This is a genomic window from Chryseobacterium sp. P1-3 (assembly GCF_000738495.1).
Lineage (GTDB): Bacteria > Bacteroidota > Bacteroidia > Flavobacteriales > Weeksellaceae > Chryseobacterium > Chryseobacterium gallinarum.
In genome coordinates this window covers 407,647-429,083 of record NZ_JPEQ01000007.1, presented here as the reverse complement: position 1 = coordinate 429,083, position 21,437 = coordinate 407,647, and the positions used below count along the sequence as shown (strand labels likewise).

The window sequence follows — 21,437 nt, the reverse complement described above, 5'->3', positions numbered from 1 at the left end:
ATTATCTTAAAACAATGTATGGAACCGGCTATAAATGGGAAACATAGATAAATCTCTAGATAACTTTACATCCTTCCGGATTACATTCATAATTCCTATTTATTTTGAAACCTCTATTAAGCAAAACAACCAAGCCTTTCCTTATTTATGTTCTTATTGTTCTGATGATCAGTATTCCGGTGTATTATTGGGTGATAGATATGATCTGGAAAAGCGAGCTGGATGAGCATAATCAGCTTATAGTAGAAAAAACGGCATATGAATTCAAACAATTACATTTATCCGATGACCAGCTGGAAACGAGCCTGAAACTTTGGAATCATATCCAGCCTGAAACCAATATTGAAAAAATTTCTGCGGACCGGATCAGGAAAGACAGTGTCTATACGAGTGAAAAGCAACTTCCTTTTATCTCTGATAAGAAAAAGGAACGTTACCGGTGCCTTAAGAAAGTTGTTTATATTCAGGATAAACCTTATCTTTTTACCATACAGACCAATATTGAAGAATCTCATGAGACTATGGGCATTATTGCCATGATCACCATTCTTTTCTTTATCATCATTGTTGTAGGCTTACTATATTTGAACAGGAGGCTGTCATCATCAGTCTGGAAACCATTCCGGGAAACCCTGGACCGTCTGAAAACATTTAATCTCAACAGCCAGAAAACAATCTCATTTCCGGCTTCAGACACTGCTGAATTTGAAGAGCTTAACGAATCTCTTTATAAATTGATAGAACGTAATATTTCTGTTTATAAAACCCAAAAAGAATTTACAGAAAATGCTTCCCATGAACTTCAGACCCCGCTTGCCATTATCAAGAATAAGCTGGATATCCTGATGCAGGACCAGGATCTTACCGAAAGGCAATACAGGATCGCTGAAGATATGAATAAAGCCCTCACAAGAAGTTCCCGGATTAATAAAAACCTTTTATTGCTGGCTAAAATAGACAATAATCAGTTTGACAATTCGGAAATTATTTCATTTGATAATCTGCTTTGCCAAAGCATAGAAATTCTTCAGGAACATTTTGAACAGAGAAATATTATTATACAGAAACAGATTGCATCTGATATCCGGGTCAGCGGTAACAGTATTTTAACTGAAATAATGATCAGTAACCTGATCATTAATGCAATCCGCCATACTTCTCCGGGAGGAACAATTTCTATACAGCTGACAGATTCTGTCTTTGAAGTTTCTAATTCAGGAACAGAGAAACTCAATACCGGATTATTATTTAAAAGATTTTCCAAATTATCGGCAGATAATAACGGGAGTGGTCTTGGATTATCTATTATCCAGGAGATTTGCAGGTTCCATCATTGGACTGCCGGTTATATGTTTGAGAACAATAACCATGTATTTTCAATAAGGTTAAAATTATCTTAAAAAAGCACCGGAAATCTGGAAATTCAAAATTTCTTCTAAATCAGATTACACCTTTGAATTGAAAAATCTAAGGATGTGTAACTTTATTTAGAACATGATACCTAATATTTTTCTCTTATTTTCAGGAGTCCTTCGGGCAATAGGCACTTTTACCGGTTCTGCCGCCCGGATTGTTGTTTCTGAAAAACACATCCACCGGAAGAACTTTTGTGGTTTGCTTTGCCCTTTACTACGGCTAATCTTCCAGGGGTTTATACTTATCACTGAAGTTCAATAATACAGTCAAAGATGAAAAAACACAGTCAAAAAAATGCTGATTTATTTAATTATTTTGATATCAGCTTTCAGTAAGATCAGTGCAAAGGGAAATGATACGGTTGCAGTTAAAAATCCGAAACAGGACAGTATCATGGCTACCACTATTCAAAAGAGCACCCTGAATTATAAAAGTCTGATTATTCCGGCGGCTTTTATCGGATATGGAGTAGCAGGGTTATCTGTAAGAGGATTGAAGGAACTTAATAGAGATACAAAAATTGAAATTGATGAACATCAGCCGACCCGCGTCAAATTTGATGACTATACCCAGTATGCTCCGGGACTAATTGTGTATGGGCTCAATCTTGCAGGAGTAAAGGGGAAATATAATTTAAGGGACCGGACTATCATTTATGCTTCTTCACAGTTAATAGCAGCGGCTTTTACACTTCCTCTGAAGTATATGGTTAAGGAGGAGAGGCCTGACCGTTCCAATACGATGTCTTTTCCTTCCGGTCATGCTGCTACAGCGTTTTCAAATGCCCAGTTCATGTTCAGGGAATATAAGGATACCAATATATGGCTAAGCCTTTCCGGTTATCCTTTTGCGATCTTTACAGGAGTATACCGGATGCTGAATGACAAACACTGGCTCGGGGATGTAGTTGCCGGCACCGGTTTTGGGATCCTGTCTACAGAACTGGCCTACTGGCTCTTTCCAAGGATCAACAACCTGCTGACCGGAAAGAAAAATAAAAACCAATCTTCTGCAATGATAATGCCATTCTATCAGAATAAAGCTGTAGGGATAGGAGTGATAAAGAACTTTTAGAGTACAGGTATAGAACAGAATATATTGCTAAACTACTTTTGCTTTTCGGACAACCTTTGCCAGCAAAGCAGGAAAGAATCTTTTCAGATAAACCCCTATTACTTCTTTACCACCAATGGCTTTCTGATTCTTTTGTTGCTCAATTGCTTTCAGCATCTTCCCTGCAAAAATATCCACAGGCATTCCTTTTTTTTGTGGCATCATCCATTGTTCCCTGCTGTGAACCGTTGCCGGTAACAGCATGAATAGAAATATCAGTTTGTATAAAGCCGGGACAAATAATGGTCACCCTGATTTTATCATTGTAAAGCTCTGCACGCAGGGCATCAAAGAATCCGTGCAGAGCATGTTTAGCAGCGGCATAACCGCTTCGCATAGGGGCGCCAAATATTCCCATAAGACTGGAAACTACAGCGATCTGACCGCCTCCATTTTGAATCATATAGGGGAGGATAGCTTTGGTAAGTGCCACTGTGCCGATAAAATCTACATCCATCAAACGTTTATCAACTTCTATATCGGTCTCTATGGCTAACGAGCGCTGGGACAGCCCTGCATTATTGATAAGGAGGTCAATCTTTCCGAATTTTTCAATGGCCAGGGCTGCAATACCGGGCATTTCTTTGTAGTTCATCAGGTTTAAAGGGATTATTGCATACCGATCAGTTTTTAACCCTGATTTTTCAGCAACATGATATAATTGATCTGCATTTCTTGATGAAAGGATAATTTTTGCGTTGCTTTTCAGTGCCAGCTCTCTCACTAAAGCTTCTCCGATGCCCGATGAGGCTCCTGTGATCCATATCGTTTTATTGTTAAAATAGGTGTTCATTCTGATAAATTTTATAATCCTGCGATATATTTTCCTGCCACCATTCCCGAAAAAATACAACCTCCGAGGAAAGTTCCTTCCAATGCCCTGTAGCCATGCATTCCGCCACCTCCAAAACCAGCCGCTTCTCCTGCAGCATACAATCCTTCGATGACACTTTCATCTTCTCTTAAGACCTGCGCATTCAGATTGGTTTTTATCCCTCCCAGGGTTTTACGTGTTAATATATTGAGACGTACGGCGATCAAAGGTCCGTTTTCAGGAGACAATATTTTATGTAGAGGAGCAACGCGGCCCAGTTTATCTCCCCAATAATTCCGGGTATTGCGGATGTAATTCACTTGGGTATCTTTTGAGAATGTGTTATCTAATTCCCGGTCTCTGGCTTCAATCTGAGCTTTTATCTTTTCATAATCCAGCAGCCGGTTCCCGGATAAAAGGTTCATTTTTTCTACCAGATCTTTAAGGTTATCCGATACGACAAAGTCTTTCCCGTGTTCTTTAAAAGCTTCTACAGGTTCCGGGGCTTTTTTACCAAAAATCCTTTTCATGAAAAGGGTGTAATCCCTATTGGTGATATCAGGATTCTGCTCGGATCCTGAAAGGGCAAACTCTTTTTTAATGATTTTTTGAGTCAGGATAAACCAGGAGTAAGAAAATCCTGTTTCCTGTATATATTTCAGAGTTCCTAAAGTATCGAATCCCGGTAGAAACGGTGCTGGCAAGCGGTTCCCTTTAGCGTCAAACCATAGGGAAGAAGGCCCTGGCAATATCCGGATTCCATGGCTGGGCCAGATGGGGTCCCAATTTTGTAAACCTTCCGTATAATGCCACATCCTGTCAGGATTGATAATGTGAGCACCGGAATTTTTTGCAATGCCAATCATTTTTCCGTCTACATACGCCGGAACGCCGCACACCATATTTTCCGGTGCTTTTCCCAGCCTTTCGGGCCAGTTTTTCCGGACCAGTTCATGATTGGCTCCAATTCCTCCTGAGGCAATGATAACATGAGGAGCCGTATACTCAAAATGTGAAACGACATTTCTGCTGGTGGGTTCTCCTCTTTTTTTTAAATCAGCTTCAAGAATATCCCCTTTTACTCCTTTTATTTTCCCATGCTCTATATTCAGTCCGGTAACTCTATGCCTGAATTTCATCTGCAGGAGTCCCTTTTCTTTAGCCTGATATGCTTTTTCCACAAAAGGTTTTACTACTCCGGTTCCTGTACCCCAGCTCACATGAAACCTGGGCACCGAATTTCCATGACCATAGGCAGAACCGTCCCCCCGTTCCGCCCATCCTACCATAAACATGAGTTTAATTCCCAATTTTGAAATATACTGGTATTTTTCACCGGCAGCAAACTTCAGATAAGCTTCAGCCCATTTACGGGGCCAGTAATCTTCTTTACGGTCAAATCCTGCCGTACCTTTCCAATCCTGTAAAGCCAGATCATAGGAATCTTTGATACCCATTCTTCTCTGTTGCGGCGAATTGATCAAAAAAAGTCCTCCAAAAGACCAGAATGCCTGTCCTCCGATATTTTCTTCCGTTTCCTGATCGAGCAGCAAAACTTTTTTTCCTGCATTGGTTATTTCCATAGCAGCAGTAAGCCCTGCGAGCCCGGTTCCTATGATAATGGCATCCGGTTGGAATTGATCTTCCATGGTATTGATATTTTATTCTGGGTTATTTAGTATAAAATTAGCAATTTTAGACTATAATTAAAATTAATAACAAGGTTGCGGTATAACAATCTTCTCACGGCAATACCAGCATTAAATTTAGCCTGTTCCGGTTATCACTTTTTATAAACTTCCGAAAAGTACACCATACATAACTCCCTTGTTTCTATAACTTTGCTATACACCAAAATACAAAATCATGAATAAATACCAGAACATTTTCGATACCCAAAGAGAGTTTTTCTTTACAGACGATACAAAAACCTATGAGTGGCGTATGGATCAGCTGAACCGGATGGAGAAATTTCTCACAGAAAACCAGGAATCTTTTTGCAGGGCTCTTGCGGAGGATTTTGGCAAACCTCCTTTTGAGCAGTTATTTGAAATTACAGTTCCATTAGGAGTAATAAAATACTATAAAGAAAATCTCCGGGAGCTTATGGCTCCCCAGCCGGTTGAAATTCCAAAAGGACTTGAAGATACCGGGAATAGCGGAATGATCTATAAGGAGCCTTATGGGGTAACTTTGGTAATAGGACCCTTCAATGCTCCTGTATTACTTTTGCTGGATCCGGCTATTGCAGCACTTGCTGCTGGCAATACGGTAATTTTAAAGCCCGCCAATACAACACCAAAAGTAGCTCAATTGTTTCAGGAGCTTATCCCGAAGTATTTCGAGCCCGATGCAGTAGCAACAGTTACCGGCGGAAGAAATGAAATTACGGAACTGCTCCAGTTATCTTTTGACTTTATTTTCTTTACCGGAAGTTCTGATGTGGGAAAAGTGGTTATGCGTGCTGCTGCTGAAAATCTTACTCCGGTTATTCTGGAACTGGGCGGCCAGAATCCTACTGTAGTTGATGAAACTGCAAATATTGATATTGCCGTGGACAGGATTGCCTGGGGACATAATGCTATTTCCGGGCAATGGTGTATTGCTCCCGGATATGTTTATGTACATGAAAGTATTGCTGATGAATTTATTGAAAAACTGAAGGCTTCTATTCGTAAAATGTACGGAGAAGATCCTCAGCAAAGTCCGGATCTTGCCCGAATGATCAGTGAGCGTGATACAGAGCGAGTTGCCTCCTATATTGTCCCTGAAAAAGTAGTAATCGGCGGACGTTATGATGTGGGCAACAGATACGTGGAACCTACTGTCCTTTTTCCCAGCACGTGGGAAGATCCTGCATTGCAGCAGGAAATTTTCGGACCTGTATTACCTGTACTGGTTTATTCTGATTTAAAAGAGATTACCAATATTATCAAGCGTAAACCCAAATCATTAGCAGCATATATCTTCAGTAAAAATCAACAAAATATAGACTATTTTCTTCATTCGGTTTCTTTCGGAGGAGGATGTGTTAATCAGACGAATTTGCATTGCTGGATAGACAGCCTGCCTTTTGGTGGCGTAGGCTACTCAGGAATGGGCAAATATTATGGGAAAGCTGGATTTGATGCTTTAAGCAATACCAAAGCAATGCTGGTAGGAAACCCTGACCTGGAGCTTGATGTTTTCCCTCCGTATGCAGGAAAAGATATCGCTAAGAATTTAAGTATATTTAGTTGATATAGATTACCGGATTACTTCATAGTTATGCTCAATACATCAGCTGTATTGAGCTTTTTTTATAAAGACTCTTTCTATCTTTGTAGAAATCAATAAGAAATGAATGAAATAATACCTTATCAGATATTTGCGGTAAAAAAAAGACGGGACAAAACACTTAATTGAAGCGGAGTCGATTATCATAGTGATGGAAGAGGAAGAGATCGAAATTTCGGTTGTCCCTGTTCATCCGGCTTTTCAGGGAAAAGTGACTTTAGCTACAGGTTCTGCCATTCAGGGCCGTGAGCAGGAAAGAGGAGCAGGAACCCGGCTGGTCATAGAACCGGGAGCAGCCAATGTGATCCACGTTACTCCAAAGAAATATTAGTTGAATTGTTGAAATAGTCTTTGAAAAACAAAAATATCCGTTTTTGATATTCTGTTTTCAGGTTTCAACTTTTTATCTTTGTGAAAAATAGAAGTATGAAGTATTTGTTTATCATTGTTTGCTTTGTCTGCTCACTATTTAGTCAGGCACAGCAAAAACAGGATCCCTGGAGAGAAAACCAGCTGATGGATCCTGCCTTACTGGCTTCCAGAATTGTTAAGAACAAGACTAAAGATCTGGTGATTATTTCAGTAGGTCCTGAAGCTATTATCAAAGGCTCAGTAGACATTGGCCCCACTCACGAGCCTGAAAATCTGGAAAAACTGAGAAATTATCTTAAAAGCATACCCAAAGATAAAGAAGTTGTGATTTATTGCGGATGTTGCCCTTTTGTAAAGTGTCCTAATATTCGTCCTGCATTTGGATTATTGATGGAAATGGGATTCAGAAATGCTAAATTGCTTAATCTCCCTAAAAGTATCAAAGCAGACTGGCTGGATAAAGATTACCCTACAAATGATTAGTATGAAGATGATTCGGATTGCAATAGTATTTTTAGTTCTTATTTCAGGGCTTATGTCCGCACAGAACAATACGGAAATAGGCCAGAAAGCACCGGAAATTACGATGCCCCGGGCAGACGGGAGTTCATTTGTGCTTTCTTCATTAAAAGGAAAACTTGTACTCATCGATTTCTGGGCGACCTGGTGTGCCCCATGTGTGAATGAGCAGCCTGAGCTTAAAAAACTGTATGCTCAGTTTTCTGACCAGGTAAAAAATAATTCGTTTGAAATTGTAGGAGTATCTTTAGATAAAAGCAAAGAAAGCTGGCAAAAGGCTATAGACCGTTTTGCAATCAGCTGGATACAGATCAGTGATCTGAAGTTTTGGAAAAGTCCTGTAGCAAAAGCATATGGAATTGAGGAGCTCCCTTTTAATCTTATTATAGATGGTAATGGCATCATTATCGCAAAAAACCTCCATGATAAAGAACTGGAAGAATTTTTTAAGCAAAAATCTGAAACAGCAATAAGAGGTATAATCTTTATATTCATTCAGTGGAGATGTGAGTTTTAGATTTCAATATTTGAAAATGATTGGCTCCTGCAAGCAGATATTGCTGAATAAGAGCTATTAGAGATAAAAGATTTCATTTGGAAGATTTATTCTTTGATGATCAGAAGATCTGGAGACCAACGATTTATGTAACGACGAGCAAACCAGACAGCATGGAAAAGGGAATGATAACTTTTAACATACTGTATTAGGTTTGCTGACGTACTTGTTATTTTTAACAAAAAAACGCCATGGCAAAAGTGCATCTTCCTGTGCATACGCAACCCCTATGCGGGTTGAGGCTACAATAGCTTCCGGAGGATATTGAATCCCATGATCTTCAATCCAGATTTCATTTCCGCCCAGATCTTTTCTGTTGAAAGATTGATCAATTCCCAAAGCTTTGGCTGCAGATCCCGGGCCAGAAGAGATAGCTGCCCTCGAAGCAGGCATTTTCCGTCTGGATTCCATAATTTCTTTACCGATTAAAGGTTCTATGGCTCTTACCAGAACTGCATGAGGATCGCCTTCCACTGAAGTAACCACATTAAAGAGATAATGTATTCCATAGCATAAATAGACATAAGAAATGCCACCATGGCTGTATAAAGGTTCAGTTCTATTGGTACGTCTGCCACCATAGGCATGGGAGGCTTTATCCTTTATTCCGAAGTAAGCTTCTGTTTCTACAATAATTCCGGCAGTTATCTGACCGTTAAGGTTGGTAAAAAGAACTTTTCCCAGGAGATCCTGAGCCAGAAAAAGAACATCCTGATCAGAATAATAGGAGAGTGGTAGTTTCAAATCAATAGTTTTAGTATTTCCGGTTCAAAATTAACGATAATCCTATGAAAAGAGAAATAATGAACGATGAATAAAAAAATCATTTGATAGTGATTAATTTGGCATATTCATTGCATTTTAAAAAATATCATTATGAATCACTTTTAAAAATATAGTTTTTGACACAATTATCCCCGGAGCATTCCGGGGATTTTATTTCGGCAGTGTAATTCGCCTCATATTCAGGCTGTTAAAAATAAAGATTTTCTTTTCCTTTGCCATTCGTTCCAGAACCTTGTTTCTTTCTTCAATTGACATATTCAGGATATGATCAAAAGCACCGAAAGTAACCCCGTTATTGCCTCCGTCTTTTTCATGTTGAGCTCTGACAATCTCTAGTATTTGTTTCTCTATTTCTTCCTGATTTTCCATTGGGCAAAGATACGAAGAAAGCTGAAAATTTTATAAAAATAGAATCTCCGTTATCTTCTTTATTTAAACCAAAAAGTCCCACATGATTGTGAGACTCTAATTATTTTCTTCCGAAGAATTGTGAGTTAAGACAAATGTTCGGCTCTGTAATTTTCAATCTCTTCGATGGTTTTAATCAGGCCGTTCCCAAGAAGTCTGTAGCCGTCATCAGTAACCAGGAAATTATCTTCTATACGTATTCCCCCGAAGTTCCGGTACTCATTTACTTTATCATAATTAATAAAGTCTGCATTCTTATTTTCAGACTGCCAGATATCGATCAGCTCCGGGATCATGTAGATACCGGGTTCAACAGTTAATACAAATCCGGATTCCAAAGCTTTACCCAGGCGTAAGGATTTAAGACCAAATGTTTGGGTATCTTTCGGTTCTTCTTCAGTATAGCCAATATATTGTTCCCCAAGATCCTCCATATCATGCACATCGAGCCCCATCATATGTCCCAATCCACATTGAAAGAACAACGTATGGGCATGGTTGTTAACGGCATCTTCGGGATTTCCTTTCATCAATCCCAGATCGACAAGTCCTTCCACAAGATGCTGGGCAGCTTTCAGGTGGATATCTTTGAACCTGATTCCCGGTTTCAGCAGACGTTGAGCATTGTTAAAAGCATTCAGTACCACTTCGTACAGTTCTTTTTGCCGGGTAGTAAAAGCCGGACTTACAGGAAATGTTCTGGTTAAATCACTGGCATACCCCATTGCTGTTTCAGCCCCTGAGTCATTCAGGAAAAGATCTCCTTCTCTGAGCGTGTTAAGACGGTAGTGGTTATGAAGAATACCACCATTTATTGTAACAATGGGAGGGTATGCCATCTGACATTCCTTATTGGCTGCCAGATATTGTATGGCATTGGCTATTTCATATTCTTTAACTCCCGGCCTGCCCATGCGCATCGCTAAAAGATGCATTTCATTGGATACATTGATTGCCTGTTCTATCTGTTCTATTTCCTGAGGTTCCTTAATAGAGCGTTGTTTTACAACAGCCCTGATCAGTTCCACAGACGGCTGCAGTTCTGCTATTCTGACACTTAATAAATCAGCCAATACAATTTTATTGAAAGACTGATAAGGCGGCAGGTAATGCACTTTCCTTCCTGAAGCCTGCGCTTTCAGAATATACTGAGAAAGTTCCGCGTAGGGTAGAGTTTCCTGTACTCCTGATTTCAGGCTTTTTTCTTTCAGGGTTTCCTGCCTGCCCATCCAGACGATATCATCTATACTTAATTCGTCTCCGAAAATAATGGTCTTATTTTCATCAATATCAATGATAGCTGCAATCCTGGGTTCCTGAATTCCAAAATAATACAAATAAGTACTGTCCTGACGGAAATAATAAGGATTGTGTTCAAAATTTACCGGGTTCTCTATATTTCCTAAAAACAATAAAATTCCATTAGCGATATTGCTTTGCAATACTGCTCTTCTGTCTTGATAAGTTTGTGCTGAAAACATATATTATGAATAGTTTTTATTTTTAAGCTTTAAAGGTACGATTTTGTACTATTTGCAGCTGTTATTCCTGAAAATAAAAGGTGATCCTGTATTGAATAATAAAATGAGTAAATCATTATGATGAATAAATTCTGATCCTAAAGGTTTTTCTGCTTTATTTTCCTACTTTTACTGAAGCATTTAATCCTGGCAGAAACATTATTATGTATGCATTATAAAAACGATACCCTTATTATCCGGGAATTTACTCCGGAAGAATTTACTCTTTTTTCGGCACTCTTTGAGAATGAAAATGTTACCCGTTATCTTCCTTATAAAACCCGTGAAGAATATAAAGAAATGTTTGACAAAGCAATAGCTGATTATAAAGAAGGGCCATTCAGCAGATGGGGAATTTTCAATCCTGTAAATAATGATTGTATGGGGATGTGCCTGGCCAGGACATTCCTTGACCGGCCGGACCAGATAGAAATCGGATATACACTGGGAGAAAATTACTGGGGAAAAGGTCACGGAACAGAAGTGTGCAAAGCCCTCGTTGAATATTGTCTTTCATTACAACAGGAAAAAGATATTGTCGCTGTGACGGATCCGGATAATATCGGCTCACAAAAAGTTCTTACCAAAAGCGGATTTAAGAGGATTGATAACCTGGTACGGGAAAATACAACGCTGGCTTATTTCGTGTTTTCAAAAACCTCAGATAATGACAAATAAAGCCTTTATCAGTTGTAAAGGTTTTTTGAATCTGTATTTTATTCCTTAATTGCTTATTGTTTATTTTTGATTCCTATTACTTTTAAAGCTGCAGAAGTCAAAAAGATATCACTAAAAACGGTGAGTGATTCTATGTCATTGTAGCCGGTAGGCATCAGGTCATTTTTATTGAAAGACAGCTCGATGGAAGGATCATAAGAAGCTATGATTCTCACTTTCGAATAACCGTTATAATCTACTTTAAAGCCTTCAAACATGCAGTTCTGTTCTGCCTTTTGATAGGCTGCATATTCTTCAAATCCGGCAATATCTGTTCTTTCCCCGTCATTATGGTCAAGGGATTTCCAGGACGAATAATTTTTGGGCTCCTTAAGTACATTTCCTTTTTCATCAACGGGAACAAACATCCCGAGATGAAGGGATTTCTTTAAAAAAACGGCATAATTATTCATCAAATTTAAAATCTGAAGATCAGCATATCCTTCGCTTGAATAATATTCAATCACGAAAGTGGTCATCGGGATCAGCTTATGAGAAGCGTCGGTCGGCATAATTAGTCTTTTCTTTATCGGGCGATAAAAATAGTATTTTTTTTTACTTTTCTCAACGGAATCGTATGGATAGAGCCATATTTATACCCATTCTGAATAAGATTTTTGTTGGGAATCCGTTTATCTTTCAGTTTTTTTGAAGGGAAGACGTTAAGATTGAAAAATCCCGATAAGAGTTAAGGAGATTGAGGTTACCAATATTGTAAGGAAGGATTTTTACTCTGACTTATCTCTTTTTTCAGGATAAAGAATCGCATTATCGATTGTTTGACACTTTTCCAGCATTCTTTAATAAGATAATACTTATAATGAATAAAACCTCTCCTGTAATGAGTACCAGTATAGCGGTAGCTGCTTTATCGGGAAAATCGGAAAAGGAAAGTAACAGAAATATTATCCAGGATAAGATTCCCAACCCCATCAGGATAAATCCCAGTATCTTTTTGCCACCTAATTTTCCCTTAGTCATAGTAATGAAATATAATTATTCATTACAAAGCAACTAAGTTTGTACATCCCGCCGGGCTATTTTCTACGTCAATTGGAAATTAAAAGCTTTGAAGTGTTATTTTTTGACATTGAAGCATATTAAAAATGTTTCGATGAATTGGTTATTTTATGCCCTGAACATTTCGGGCAAATTCCGCTGATGATAAAATTATAGTCCTGAGGAACAAAATGTTCAGGTAAACTAATTTCCGGGATTGCATTTTCTATGCAGGTCACGGAATGACATTCTTTGCAATTGAAATGAACATGATTATGAAAATGTTGCTCATTCGTACATTTCCCGCTGCATTTTGCAAAATTAACAACACCATCCACATTAACGATCTTATGAATAGCTCCTTCATTTTCGAGCCTTTCCAATACTCTGTAAATAGTCACTCTATTGCATAGATCACCCAGTTTCTTTTGAATATCCGAGTGGGTAAGGGCAATATCCGAACTGTTAATAAGATTAAGAATTTCAGTTTTGGCCTGGGTATTTCTGACTTGTTTCATTATTTTAATGCAACAAAGTTGCGTTATTTAAAAATTAATTTCTACTTTTGCAACAAAGTTACTATAAGAAATTTAAATCTCCCTATTTATGAAATCAAAAATACTTGACACAATAGGAATTTCCGCTGCGGTTGTATGTCTCATTCACTGTATCATTTTCCCGTTATTACTGATCGTTCCTTTGGGAATATCCCATAATCCTTATATAGACCTGGCTTTTCTGCTGATCGGAGCCGTTGTTGTTTACCGGGTAACCAGGACAATCAGGAATGTAAGGTTAAAATGGTTGTTTTGGGTTTCAATTTTTCTTATTTCAGTTTCAGTAGGGCTTGATTTGTTATTTGAAATTCATGTTCCTTTGATTTACATTGGCGCCCTGGGTTTAATAGTAGCTCATAGCATCAATTTTAAAAACCATAAACATTAAGAGATGAACAAACTTCCTGTAACCGTATTGAGCGGCTTTCTGGGGTCCGGTAAAACCACATTGCTGAATCATATCCTGCACAATAAAGAAGGGTTGAAAGTAGCTGTTATTGTGAATGATATGAGTGAAATCAATATTGATGCCCGTCTCATAGAAAATCAGCATACCCTTTCCAGAACAGAAGAAAAACTCGTGGAAATGAGCAATGGCTGTATCTGCTGTACCCTCAGGGAAGACCTTATGATAGAGGTGGAACGCCTGGCTAAAGAGAACCGCTTCGATTACCTGTTAATCGAAAGTACAGGAATCAGTGAGCCTATTCCTGTAGCCCAGACCTTTACTTACACCGATGAAGAAAACGGAATTGACCTTTCCCGCTTCAGCTATATCGACACTATGGTGACGGTGGTAGACTGTTTCAATTTTATGAAAGATTTTGGATCTGCCGAGTTGCTTCTGGACCGGGAACTTACCGACATGGAAGGAGACTATAGAACGATTGTCAATCTTCTCACTGATCAAATAGAATTTGCCAATGTAATTATTCTTAACAAGACCGATCTTGTTGATACTGAAACATTGGGATTTTTACAGACTGCGCTCCAAAAGCTTAACCCCGGAGCAAAAATTCTCCATTCGGAATTCAGCAGGGTAGATATCAAAGAAATTGTGCACACCGGACTTTTTGATTTTGATAAAGCCCAGGCTTCTGCAGGGTGGCAAAAGGAATTACAGGCTGCCCACCATACACCTGAAACCGAAGAATATGGAATAAGCTCCATTGTATTCAGGAATAAAAGACCTTTTCATCCCATGAGGCTTTGGAAATACCTCAATGAAAATTATCCTGAAGGCATCATCCGGGCTAAAGGTTTGTTCTGGTTAGCTTCCAGACCGGATGTTGCGCTCAACTTTTCCCAGGCAGGCGGCTCATTCCGGTTAGAAAAAGCCGGGGTCTGGTGGGGTAGTATGCCTATGAGTTCCAGAGTACAATACGCTTCTTTTATAGAAAACCAGGAGTTTATTGAAAGCAGATGGGATAAAAACTGGGGTGACAGAATCAATGAACTTGTCTTTATCGGGCAAAATCTTGATCATGATCAAATTCGTACAGCATTAAGCCATTGTCTTATTACAGATCAGGAAGAGAATCTCTGGAATGCAGGAATGGTATTCGAGGATCCGTTTCCTGAAGAGATTTAAAATTAACAATCTATTAATGCAACATAGTTTCATTTGAAAGAATAATTATAATAATTTGCATTCACATTTTGCAGTATGGACAGACGAAAATTTTTAAAAGGATCCGCATTACTGTCGGGAGCATTTACCTTATCGCCAGCAAGTCTCTGGAGCACACGGAAGCAGATTGAATCCCCGGGAAAGAATGCCAAAAACATCATATTCATGATCAGTGATGGAATGAGCCTGGGAACCCTTACTATGGCTGATACCTATTCCAGGAATATCCTGGGAAAAGGCAGCAATTGGCTCAATCTTTATCAGGAAAAAAAGGTAACGAGAGCTTTAATGGATACCGCTTCCGCCAGTTCTGTAGTGACCGATTCTGCTGCAGCCAGTTCTGCGTTCGGTGGCGGGGTCAGGGTACAAAACGGAGTTCTTAATATGGGTACAAACGGGGAAAGACATCTTCCTGTGTGGCAAAAGTTTAAAAAAGCAGGCAAGAAAGCGGGTTGTGTAACTACTGTTACCATAACTCATGCTACCCCGGCAGGATTTTGTGTGAATTCCGCCAGAAGAAATGCGGAGCCTGAGATTGCAGAAATGTATGTGGATCTGGAATTGGATGTGCTGATGGGCGGCGGAGACGAATTTTTTAATTTCCGGAAAAGGGAAGATAAGAAAGACCTCTATGCCTCATATGCCGGAAAGGGATATCAAATCCTTAAAAACAGTAATGATCTTAAGAATATTACGCCGGGAAAAAAAGTCCTGGGAATTTTTAATGCCGGAGCCTTACCTTACAGTATAGACAGAATGCATGTAAAAGAATTCAAAGATACTCCCACTTTGGCAGATATGACAAAAGCAGCCATCAATCAATTGAAAGGCCATCAAAAAGGATTTGTACTTCAGATAGAAGGAGGGAAGGTAGACTGGGCTGCTCATGCCAACGATGTTGCTGCTCTTATTCATGACCAGCTTGCCTTTGATGAAGCGGTAAAAGCAGTAATAGATTTTGCAGAAGAGGACGGCAATACTTTAGTCATTATCACCACAGACCATGGAAATGCCAACCCGGGAACTATTTACGGAAATAATGCCACTGAGAATTTCAACAGCATTTCCAATTATAAATATACCAATGAATATCTTTTGAATGCTATTCACAAAGATTATTCTGTAAAGGACATCACAGACTGGATTTATGAAGGAAATAAAATTCGTCTGAATGATGATGAAGCACGGCATCTTCTTAGTTTCTATAACGGTCTCGAAAAGGAAGAAGGGCTTTACAATTATAAAAAAGCTCCCGTTCAAATGGTATTCTGAAATTCAGAAAAAGCATAATTCAGTAGGGTGGATCAGTATGGATCATTCGGGAGATTATGTTGAAGTAGCTGCATATGGACCGGGAAGTGAATTGTTGCAGCCGTTTATTAAAAACACGGATCTTCATTTTTTAATGCTGAAAGCTGCACAACTGTAAACAGAAAGTTTTTTTATATCTATATTTTACATTTTTTAACAAGTTTGGGAGCAGGGTGAATGTGTATTCATCCTGTTTTTTTATGTTATAGTCTTCATTTACAATCTTTCTCAAGGCATCATAAACCAGCTGATAATTCACCACCAGTCCATTTAATTTTAAAACAGTATCTTTACATACACCATAAAATTATTAATATGTCATTTATTACAGCAGAAGGAGCCAGAAAGGCTCAGCTTGACGCCACAGACAGGGCATTGGTTGCCAATGCACTTCTTGCAGGGGCAGAAAACATTGTAAAGTATAACACGGGGGTATGTCACGATGTAGTAGCCTATACGCTTTATATGCGTGGGGCAAGAATCAGTGCAACGGAACTTGTGCAGTCAACCGGTCAGAAATGGCTGGATAAATTTGATTATTTCAGAGGAGAAAAATGGGATGGATATTCTATTATTCCGAAAGGAAAAGCCGTTGGATTTTACAGACTTGTGGATAAAACTTTTTTTCATTCAGCCATCACTACGGGAAACATTAATGAAGTACGTTCAGTAAACGGATTTAAACTAGGTTCGGGATGGAATGAAAGGGTAGACCTAAGCTGGGTTTTAGGTAACAGAAATTCTGATGGAACCTTCAATTATGACGGAACTAAAATAGAAGTGTATATATCTTCCTTATAATATTAAGGTTTATAAAAAATGATGCACCCTGTCTGAAACCGGCCGGAGTGCATTATCTTTTATAGCGTATATAATACAATTCTAACGATTGCAGTAGGCTTTATTGACAGTTGAATGATGGAATAATTATTGCCGTAATTAAAAAAACTGATTTCTTAAATAACCATATGAAGATAGCAACCTATAATGTCAACGGTATCAACGGCAGGCTGCCTGTTTTACTTAAATGGCTGCAAGAAGCTTCACCGGATATTGTCTGCCTCCAGGAATTAAAAGCCCCTCAGGAACGTTTCCCCTTGCAGGAGATCAACGCCGCAGGGTATCAGGCGATCTGGAACGGACAGAAAAGCTGGAACGGAGTAGCTATATTGGCAAAAGACAGGGAAATAACAGAAGTACAGAGGTCTTTACCTGGTGATCCTGAAGATATTCAAAGCCGGTATATAGAAGCAATTATAGACAAGATGGTAATCTGCTGCCTGTATCTTCCCAATGGAAATCCTTATCCCGGGCCTAAATTTGATTACAAATTATCCTGGATCAAACGTTTCAAAAAGCGAACAAATCAATTGATTGCAATGGAACTTCCCGCTATTCTCATCGGGGATTTCAATATTATTCCGGAACCTGTTGACGTTTATAAACCCGAGCGCTGGGAAAATGACGCCCTGTACAGAACGGAAGTACGGAAAGCCTATAAGGAGCTTCAAAAGAAAGGCTGGCTTGATTCCATCCGCAAGCTTTTTCCGGAAGAAAAGATCTATACATTCTGGGATTATTTATATAAAGCTTACGACAGGAATGCAGGTATGAGGCTGGATCATATATTATTGAGTCCTTATCTCCATTCCAGGTTACAATCTGCCGGAGTAGACAGCCATGTACGAGGCTGGGAAAAAAGCAGCGATCATGCTCCCGTCTGGATAGAACTTGCTGATGAAATGTAATTGCACCAGGAATATCTGTACAATGTACTTCTGAACTTGTGTAACCTCAGAAGTACATTGTAAGGTTATACATTAAGATTGCTTACGGCGACGGCCTGAAATCTTTTTGTCCAGGTTCCTGATGTCCTTCTTCAGTTCGCGAAACATTTCTTTAAAGTTGTAATTTTCATAATCTCCCGGCTCAAAATCCTCCGGGAAAATTCCCGAAGCATATTGCCAGATTTCAACGATTTCCGAAAAAGGAATATCATAAGGCTCATAGAAAGAATTGTCGGCACTTACACAGATTACATTGTTTTTTCTCTCCTTAAAACGTTTATAAGTAATTCCGTCATTTAATGTTACAAAAACATATGTTTTTCCCGGTTTCAGTTCATCGATTCCTTCCACGTATTTTCCTACGATATAGGAGCCATTTCTAAACGGAGGCATAGAATCACCATCTGCAGGGAATGCCCGGTATTTTCCATTGGTCAGAAAGGGAAGGGCAATCCTCTGAAGACTTTCAATATATTCTACATCACTATATCCTTCAAGATAACCCATGGAGGCTTTCTGGGGAATAATTTCAATGGTATCATTTCCCAGATGATCTACTGCAACCGGAAGGACAATCCTGTTATCCGGAAGTTTCAGCATTTCATCAATAGGATATTTACGGATATCTACCGACACCAGAAGATCGATACTGACATGAAAATATTTGGACATTTTTACCAGAAGATCAATGGGAGGTTCGGATATTCCATTCTCATATTTGGAATACCGTACACGGGAAATAGATAATTCGTCGGCTACATTTTGCTGTGAGAGCTTTCTGCCAGCTCTTAAAAAGCGGATATTATTTGAAAAAATTGACATGATACAAAGTATGACGGCAAAAATACAAAATTTGGCCCCGTAACCAATAATCAGAACAGGTTTTACAGTAATAAAAAAGAAATTCAATTTTCCTTCATTAGTTTTCAGATTGGAAGCAGCAATCTTTTTAGTAAAAACAAGAAAAGAAGACAAAAACATAGATTTGAAGAATAATCATAAAAAACAATATTTATTTAAAAATTATTAACTCTAAAATTTCAAATTTGAGATATTTTTTTTAACATTTGGATAATCAATAAGATATATCATAAAATGATAAATTCACTAAATTATGTTTATATTAACGAAATATTAAATTATAAAAATATTTTATTGATTTTTTAAAAAATATTACTGTGATAATGTTATTTATTCCTATATTCGTGATGTAATAATCATATAAAATTATCGTTATGAAAAACTTAAAAAAATTAGACAGAGAGCAATTAAAAACTATTTCAGGAGATGGATTTCTTGATCCGGTTCTAGGCGCTATCGGAGGAATTCTTGGTGGTGTTGGAACTATCGTTGGTGGTACCCTTAACGCTGTTGGAGGTGCTGTTGGCGGAACTGTTGTTCAGGTCATCAAAAATCTTGAAAACGGATTATGTGAAGTACAGTGTGGAATTAACAATGTAGTTCACATCACAGTTGTTAGCTGTGGAAGCAATTCTTGCAAATAAGAAAAAATTAGAAAAAATTACCGCTCTGCAAAGGGCGGTTTTTTTGTTTTAAATAGATACCATCAAATGCTCCAGGCGCATTATTCATTCTTTTACCCACCGGAATGTCATATTGATTCTTGGTTTCATTGCCATAACAGATTTGGCGATACGATGTTCCCAATTCAACTGTAGATCTCCTTTCATAATCAGTAAAGAGCCATGTTGAAGGGGTAGGCTGTATTTGTTTGCGTGATCATCAAATTTCCTGAATTCAAAATTACGGACCTGGCCAAGACTTACAGAAGCAATTACAGGGCGGTTTCCAAGCTCACTTTCTTTATCTCTGTGCCAGGCGACAGAATCGTTTTTGTCACGGTATAAATTTAACAGTACGGAATTAAACTGATAGCCCGTACTTTTTTCAATACGCAGTTTTAAATCCCATAGTTCAGGCAGCCAGGGATTGGCGGTAAAAGAAGTTCCGCCCAGCTGATAGGTTTTCCCCTTATCACCATACCAGGCAGTGAGCCGTGGAGTGATAACCATTTTATCATACATTTTTTGTACTCTTTGTTTCCAGGGAACAGTGTTCATCAATAACTCCTGCAATTTTACAGCTTCATTTTCTGATAGAAAATGTTCCGTATATTCAAGAAGCTCTTTTGGAAACTGATAATATTCCTCTGAATCAAATAAAGCAAGTTGTCCCATGATAAAAATTTTAAGATAAGAGCAAAGTGGATTCTATTGCTGTTCTAAATTATATCAACAAAAATACAATTTATGATCAAAAATATAACAGTAAATTTAATAAAGAAAAGTATCATGTTGATTATCTGACTTTAATTCATTAAATTAAAATTTTGGATTTACAAAAACTCAAAAAAGCCAAAAATGATTTCTATTAAAATTTAAATCGTAATATTGCAATATAGAAATAATTATATGGGGGTAACAAAAACAGATCACTTTACTGAACATCAAAATCAGGTAGCAGTTATTGCGAAAGCATTAGGACATCCTGCAAGAGTAGCTATCATAGAATATCTGCTGAAAGTAGATACCTGTATAACCGGTGATATCGTAAATGAGCTTCCTTTAGCACAACCCACCATTTCACAGCATTTAAAAGAATTAAAAAATGCAGGTCTGATTAAGGGAACTGTAGAAGGAAATTCGGTTTGCTATTGTATTGATGAAAACACTTTTAGTGTTTTAAAAGAATACTTTTCAAAAATTATTACAACAGTAACCGATCGGAAATGCTGTTAATTATTTTATTCACAAGAATCGTAATATTACATTTTAACTATAAATAATTGATAAATATGAAATTATCGGAAATTAAAGAACTTCTCCCTACATTGGAACATGTTGAATTTCAGTTAGAAAACGGAACATTTGTTCCTGAGCATTTCCATGTGACCGAAGTAGGCCAGGTCAATAAAAAAATTTATCGACTGTGGAGGAGTGGTACGTGATGAAAAGTCCGTAAACTTCCAGCTTTGGAATGCCAATGACTATGAACATCGTTTGAAACCCGCGAAATTATTGAACATCATCAGGCTTTCTGAAGAAAAACTACAAATTGAAGATGCCGAAATTGAAGTTGAATATCAAAGCGATACCATTGGTAAGTATGATCTTACTTTTAATGGAAAGACATTTGTACTGAAGCCAAAAACTACAGCTTGTCTGGCACAGGACGCCTGTGGAATTCCTTCAGAAAAGCAAAAGAAAAATCTGAGTGAATTAACCGTAAGCCAAAATTCTGCTTGTAAACCAGGAAGTGGATGCTGCTAGTAAGGCCGAAAAATAATTTTACATTCCCCGGAGAATTATTAAATGATACAGCTCCAGATTTATCTTCACAAAGTAAATTATGAGAGTCATTGTGTTTCAAATGGGAATGTAAAAACAAATACAATTTAACATAATATAAATTATAGGAAAAAATAAATATTACAAAGGAGAGTATATATCAGCCACGCTAATCACTTTATAAGCTTCTCCCAGAGCTTCTTCTGCCTGAACCGAATATCAGAAATTACATCACGCCTGTTATTTCCTGTTTTCTTCAATATTAAATCTATTGTACATGGGATTAATGTTCAGAAATAATTTTGAATTAGGTAATTGTCTTTCTACAACTTCTCCAGCTAAAATTAT

General features: G+C 38.1%; 23 protein-coding genes and 3 pseudogenes. 16 read left to right on the top strand and 10 right to left on the bottom strand.

Features of this window, described 5'->3' with window-relative positions; all coding sequences use genetic code 11:
• Window positions 1-104: 104 nt before the first annotated feature.
• Window positions 105-1,400 carry a sensor histidine kinase gene (locus tag HX13_RS10545; protein ID WP_050021037.1) on the top strand — a complete coding sequence of 432 codons (1,296 nt, stop codon included), beginning with the start codon at window positions 105-107 and terminating at the stop codon, window positions 1,398-1,400.
• Between the two features lie 310 nt (window positions 1,401-1,710).
• The gene (locus HX13_RS10540; protein WP_050021036.1) at window positions 1,711-2,490 is read left to right on the top strand and encodes a phosphatase PAP2 family protein; all 780 of its coding nucleotides are present in this window, start codon (window positions 1,711-1,713) and stop codon (window positions 2,488-2,490) included.
• 27 nt (window positions 2,491-2,517) lie between these two features.
• Here HX13_RS10540 and HX13_RS10535 read toward each other — a convergent pair.
• Window positions 2,518-3,322: pseudogene (locus HX13_RS10535) on the bottom strand (SDR family oxidoreductase).
• A gap of 11 nt (window positions 3,323-3,333) precedes the next feature.
• On the bottom strand, window positions 3,334-4,992 hold the full coding sequence (locus HX13_RS10530) for an FAD-binding dehydrogenase (protein ID WP_050021035.1): 1,659 nt from the start codon (window positions 4,990-4,992) through the stop codon (window positions 3,334-3,336).
• A gap of 217 nt (window positions 4,993-5,209) precedes the next feature.
• Between HX13_RS10530 and HX13_RS10525 the strand changes: the two genes are divergently transcribed.
• From HX13_RS10525 to HX13_RS10510, 4 genes are all read left to right on the top strand, one after another.
• Entirely contained in the window at window positions 5,210-6,583 is a 1,374-nt protein-coding gene (locus HX13_RS10525) for an aldehyde dehydrogenase family protein (RefSeq protein ID WP_050021034.1), read from the top strand.
• A gap of 187 nt (window positions 6,584-6,770) precedes the next feature.
• On the top strand, window positions 6,771-6,950 hold the full coding sequence (locus HX13_RS10520; RefSeq protein WP_050021033.1) for a hypothetical protein: 180 nt from the start codon (window positions 6,771-6,773) through the stop codon (window positions 6,948-6,950).
• Between the two features lie 95 nt (window positions 6,951-7,045).
• On the top strand, window positions 7,046-7,474 hold the full coding sequence (locus tag HX13_RS10515; RefSeq protein WP_050021032.1) for a hypothetical protein: 429 nt from the start codon (window positions 7,046-7,048) through the stop codon (window positions 7,472-7,474).
• Between the two features lies 1 nt (window position 7,475).
• Window positions 7,476-8,027, top strand: coding sequence for a TlpA family protein disulfide reductase (locus HX13_RS10510; protein ID WP_128572351.1), 552 nt, complete (start codon window positions 7,476-7,478; stop codon window positions 8,025-8,027).
• 174 nt (window positions 8,028-8,201) lie between these two features.
• On the opposite strand, the gene HX13_RS10505 is transcribed toward HX13_RS10510, so the two are convergent.
• From HX13_RS10505 to HX13_RS10495, 3 genes are all read right to left on the bottom strand, one after another.
• Window positions 8,202-8,810, bottom strand: coding sequence for a DNA-3-methyladenine glycosylase (locus tag HX13_RS10505; protein ID WP_050021031.1), 609 nt, complete (start codon window positions 8,808-8,810; stop codon window positions 8,202-8,204).
• Between the two features lie 192 nt (window positions 8,811-9,002).
• Complete coding sequence (locus HX13_RS10500; protein WP_050021030.1) at window positions 9,003-9,221, bottom strand: hypothetical protein; 219 nt, start codon at window positions 9,219-9,221, stop codon at window positions 9,003-9,005.
• 125 nt (window positions 9,222-9,346) lie between these two features.
• Window positions 9,347-10,741, bottom strand: coding sequence for an aminopeptidase P family protein (locus HX13_RS10495; protein WP_050021029.1), 1,395 nt, complete (start codon window positions 10,739-10,741; stop codon window positions 9,347-9,349).
• 207 nt (window positions 10,742-10,948) lie between these two features.
• Here HX13_RS10495 and HX13_RS10490 point away from each other — a divergent pair, with 207 nt between their 5' ends.
• On the top strand, window positions 10,949-11,458 hold the full coding sequence (locus tag HX13_RS10490; RefSeq protein ID WP_050021028.1) for a GNAT family N-acetyltransferase: 510 nt from the start codon (window positions 10,949-10,951) through the stop codon (window positions 11,456-11,458).
• 53 nt (window positions 11,459-11,511) lie between these two features.
• Here HX13_RS10490 and HX13_RS10485 read toward each other — a convergent pair whose 3' ends face one another.
• Both HX13_RS10485 and HX13_RS26355 read right to left on the bottom strand, forming a co-directional pair.
• A complete protein-coding gene (locus tag HX13_RS10485) occupies window positions 11,512-12,009 on the bottom strand; it encodes a hypothetical protein (RefSeq protein ID WP_050021027.1) in 498 nt (165 codons plus the stop codon).
• A 256-nt stretch (window positions 12,010-12,265) separates the two neighbouring features.
• Window positions 12,266-12,397, bottom strand: coding sequence for a hypothetical protein (locus HX13_RS26355; protein WP_394367070.1), 132 nt, complete (start codon window positions 12,395-12,397; stop codon window positions 12,266-12,268).
• Here HX13_RS26355 and HX13_RS24045 point away from each other — a divergent pair.
• On the top strand, window positions 12,339-12,515 hold the full coding sequence (locus HX13_RS24045) for a hypothetical protein (RefSeq protein ID WP_238555230.1): 177 nt from the start codon (window positions 12,339-12,341) through the stop codon (window positions 12,513-12,515). The two genes, HX13_RS26355 and HX13_RS24045, sit on opposite strands and share 59 nt — an antisense overlap.
• A gap of 82 nt (window positions 12,516-12,597) precedes the next feature.
• On the opposite strand, the gene HX13_RS10475 is transcribed toward HX13_RS24045, so the two are convergent.
• Window positions 12,598-13,014, bottom strand: coding sequence for a Fur family transcriptional regulator (locus HX13_RS10475; RefSeq protein WP_050021025.1), 417 nt, complete (start codon window positions 13,012-13,014; stop codon window positions 12,598-12,600).
• Between the two features lie 88 nt (window positions 13,015-13,102).
• Between HX13_RS10475 and HX13_RS10470 the strand changes: the two genes are divergently transcribed.
• The 5 genes and pseudogenes from HX13_RS10470 to xth all read left to right on the top strand — a co-directional run bounded on the left by HX13_RS10470 (window position 13,103) and on the right by xth (window position 17,742).
• Complete coding sequence (locus tag HX13_RS10470) at window positions 13,103-13,441, top strand: MerC domain-containing protein (RefSeq protein ID WP_050021024.1); 339 nt, start codon at window positions 13,103-13,105, stop codon at window positions 13,439-13,441.
• Between the two features lie 3 nt (window positions 13,442-13,444).
• Window positions 13,445-14,644: a GTP-binding protein gene (locus HX13_RS10465; protein WP_050021023.1), complete on the top strand. Its 1,200-nt coding sequence runs from the start codon at window positions 13,445-13,447 to the stop codon at window positions 14,642-14,644.
• 75 nt (window positions 14,645-14,719) lie between these two features.
• Window positions 14,720-16,112 (top strand): annotated as a pseudogene (locus HX13_RS10460) (alkaline phosphatase).
• A gap of 197 nt (window positions 16,113-16,309) precedes the next feature.
• Window positions 16,310-16,795 carry a hypothetical protein gene (locus HX13_RS10455; protein ID WP_050021022.1) on the top strand — a complete coding sequence of 162 codons (486 nt, stop codon included), beginning with the start codon at window positions 16,310-16,312 and terminating at the stop codon, window positions 16,793-16,795.
• A 167-nt stretch (window positions 16,796-16,962) separates the two neighbouring features.
• The gene (xth, locus tag HX13_RS10450; protein ID WP_050021407.1) at window positions 16,963-17,742 is read left to right on the top strand and encodes an exodeoxyribonuclease III; all 780 of its coding nucleotides are present in this window, start codon (window positions 16,963-16,965) and stop codon (window positions 17,740-17,742) included.
• A gap of 72 nt (window positions 17,743-17,814) precedes the next feature.
• Here the strand turns inward: xth and HX13_RS10445 are convergent, their stop codons facing one another.
• Window positions 17,815-18,603 (bottom strand): XRE family transcriptional regulator, encoded by a 789-nt coding sequence (locus HX13_RS10445; protein ID WP_050021406.1) that lies wholly within the window; start codon window positions 18,601-18,603, stop codon window positions 17,815-17,817.
• 413 nt (window positions 18,604-19,016) lie between these two features.
• Between HX13_RS10445 and HX13_RS10440 the strand changes: the two genes are divergently transcribed.
• Window positions 19,017-19,286 (top strand): bacteriocin-like protein, encoded by a 270-nt coding sequence (locus HX13_RS10440; RefSeq protein WP_050021021.1) that lies wholly within the window; start codon window positions 19,017-19,019, stop codon window positions 19,284-19,286.
• An 84-nt stretch (window positions 19,287-19,370) separates the two neighbouring features.
• On the opposite strand, the gene HX13_RS10435 is transcribed toward HX13_RS10440, so the two are convergent.
• Window positions 19,371-19,979: an alpha-ketoglutarate-dependent dioxygenase AlkB family protein gene (locus HX13_RS10435; RefSeq protein WP_050021020.1), complete on the bottom strand. Its 609-nt coding sequence runs from the start codon at window positions 19,977-19,979 to the stop codon at window positions 19,371-19,373.
• 234 nt (window positions 19,980-20,213) lie between these two features.
• Between HX13_RS10435 and HX13_RS10430 the strand changes: the two genes are divergently transcribed.
• Window positions 20,214-20,540, top strand: coding sequence for an ArsR/SmtB family transcription factor (locus HX13_RS10430; protein WP_050021019.1), 327 nt, complete (start codon window positions 20,214-20,216; stop codon window positions 20,538-20,540).
• Window positions 20,541-20,596: 56 nt separating this feature from the next.
• Window positions 20,597-21,071, top strand: a pseudogene (locus HX13_RS10425) (DUF6428 family protein).
• Window positions 21,072-21,437: the final 366 nt, after the last annotated feature.

Excerpts from the sequence above, each read along its gene's own strand:
- HX13_RS10540 (WP_050021036.1), top strand. The coding sequence starts at position 1,711 with ATGCTGATTTATTTAATTATTTTGATATCAGCTTTCAGTAAGATCAGT.
- HX13_RS10520 (WP_050021033.1), top strand. The coding sequence starts at position 6,771 with ATGGAAGAGGAAGAGATCGAAATTTCGGTTGTCCCTGTTCATCCGGCT.
- HX13_RS10530 (WP_050021035.1), bottom strand. The coding sequence starts at position 4,992 with ATGGAAGATCAATTCCAACCGGATGCCATTATCATAGGAACCGGGCTC.
- HX13_RS10440 (WP_050021021.1), top strand. The coding sequence starts at position 19,017 with ATGAAAAACTTAAAAAAATTAGACAGAGAGCAATTAAAAACTATTTCA.
- HX13_RS24045 (WP_238555230.1), top strand. The coding sequence starts at position 12,339 with ATGAGTACCAGTATAGCGGTAGCTGCTTTATCGGGAAAATCGGAAAAG.
- xth (WP_050021407.1), top strand. The coding sequence starts at position 16,963 with ATGAAGATAGCAACCTATAATGTCAACGGTATCAACGGCAGGCTGCCT.
- HX13_RS10495 (WP_050021029.1), bottom strand. The coding sequence starts at position 10,741 with ATGTTTTCAGCACAAACTTATCAAGACAGAAGAGCAGTATTGCAAAGC.
- HX13_RS10470 (WP_050021024.1), top strand. The coding sequence starts at position 13,103 with ATGAAATCAAAAATACTTGACACAATAGGAATTTCCGCTGCGGTTGTA.
- HX13_RS10500 (WP_050021030.1), bottom strand. The coding sequence starts at position 9,221 with ATGGAAAATCAGGAAGAAATAGAGAAACAAATACTAGAGATTGTCAGA.
- HX13_RS10490 (WP_050021028.1), top strand. The coding sequence starts at position 10,949 with ATGCATTATAAAAACGATACCCTTATTATCCGGGAATTTACTCCGGAA.
- HX13_RS10430 (WP_050021019.1), top strand. The coding sequence starts at position 20,214 with ATGGGGGTAACAAAAACAGATCACTTTACTGAACATCAAAATCAGGTA.
- HX13_RS10510 (WP_128572351.1), top strand. The coding sequence starts at position 7,476 with ATGAAGATGATTCGGATTGCAATAGTATTTTTAGTTCTTATTTCAGGG.
- HX13_RS10475 (WP_050021025.1), bottom strand. The coding sequence starts at position 13,014 with ATGAAACAAGTCAGAAATACCCAGGCCAAAACTGAAATTCTTAATCTT.
- HX13_RS10485 (WP_050021027.1), bottom strand. The coding sequence starts at position 12,009 with ATGCCGACCGACGCTTCTCATAAGCTGATCCCGATGACCACTTTCGTG.
- HX13_RS10465 (WP_050021023.1), top strand. The coding sequence starts at position 13,445 with ATGAACAAACTTCCTGTAACCGTATTGAGCGGCTTTCTGGGGTCCGGT.
- HX13_RS10455 (WP_050021022.1), top strand. The coding sequence starts at position 16,310 with ATGTCATTTATTACAGCAGAAGGAGCCAGAAAGGCTCAGCTTGACGCC.
- HX13_RS10525 (WP_050021034.1), top strand. The coding sequence starts at position 5,210 with ATGAATAAATACCAGAACATTTTCGATACCCAAAGAGAGTTTTTCTTT.
- HX13_RS10435 (WP_050021020.1), bottom strand. The coding sequence starts at position 19,979 with ATGGGACAACTTGCTTTATTTGATTCAGAGGAATATTATCAGTTTCCA.
- HX13_RS10515 (WP_050021032.1), top strand. The coding sequence starts at position 7,046 with ATGAAGTATTTGTTTATCATTGTTTGCTTTGTCTGCTCACTATTTAGT.
- HX13_RS10445 (WP_050021406.1), bottom strand. The coding sequence starts at position 18,603 with ATGTCAATTTTTTCAAATAATATCCGCTTTTTAAGAGCTGGCAGAAAG.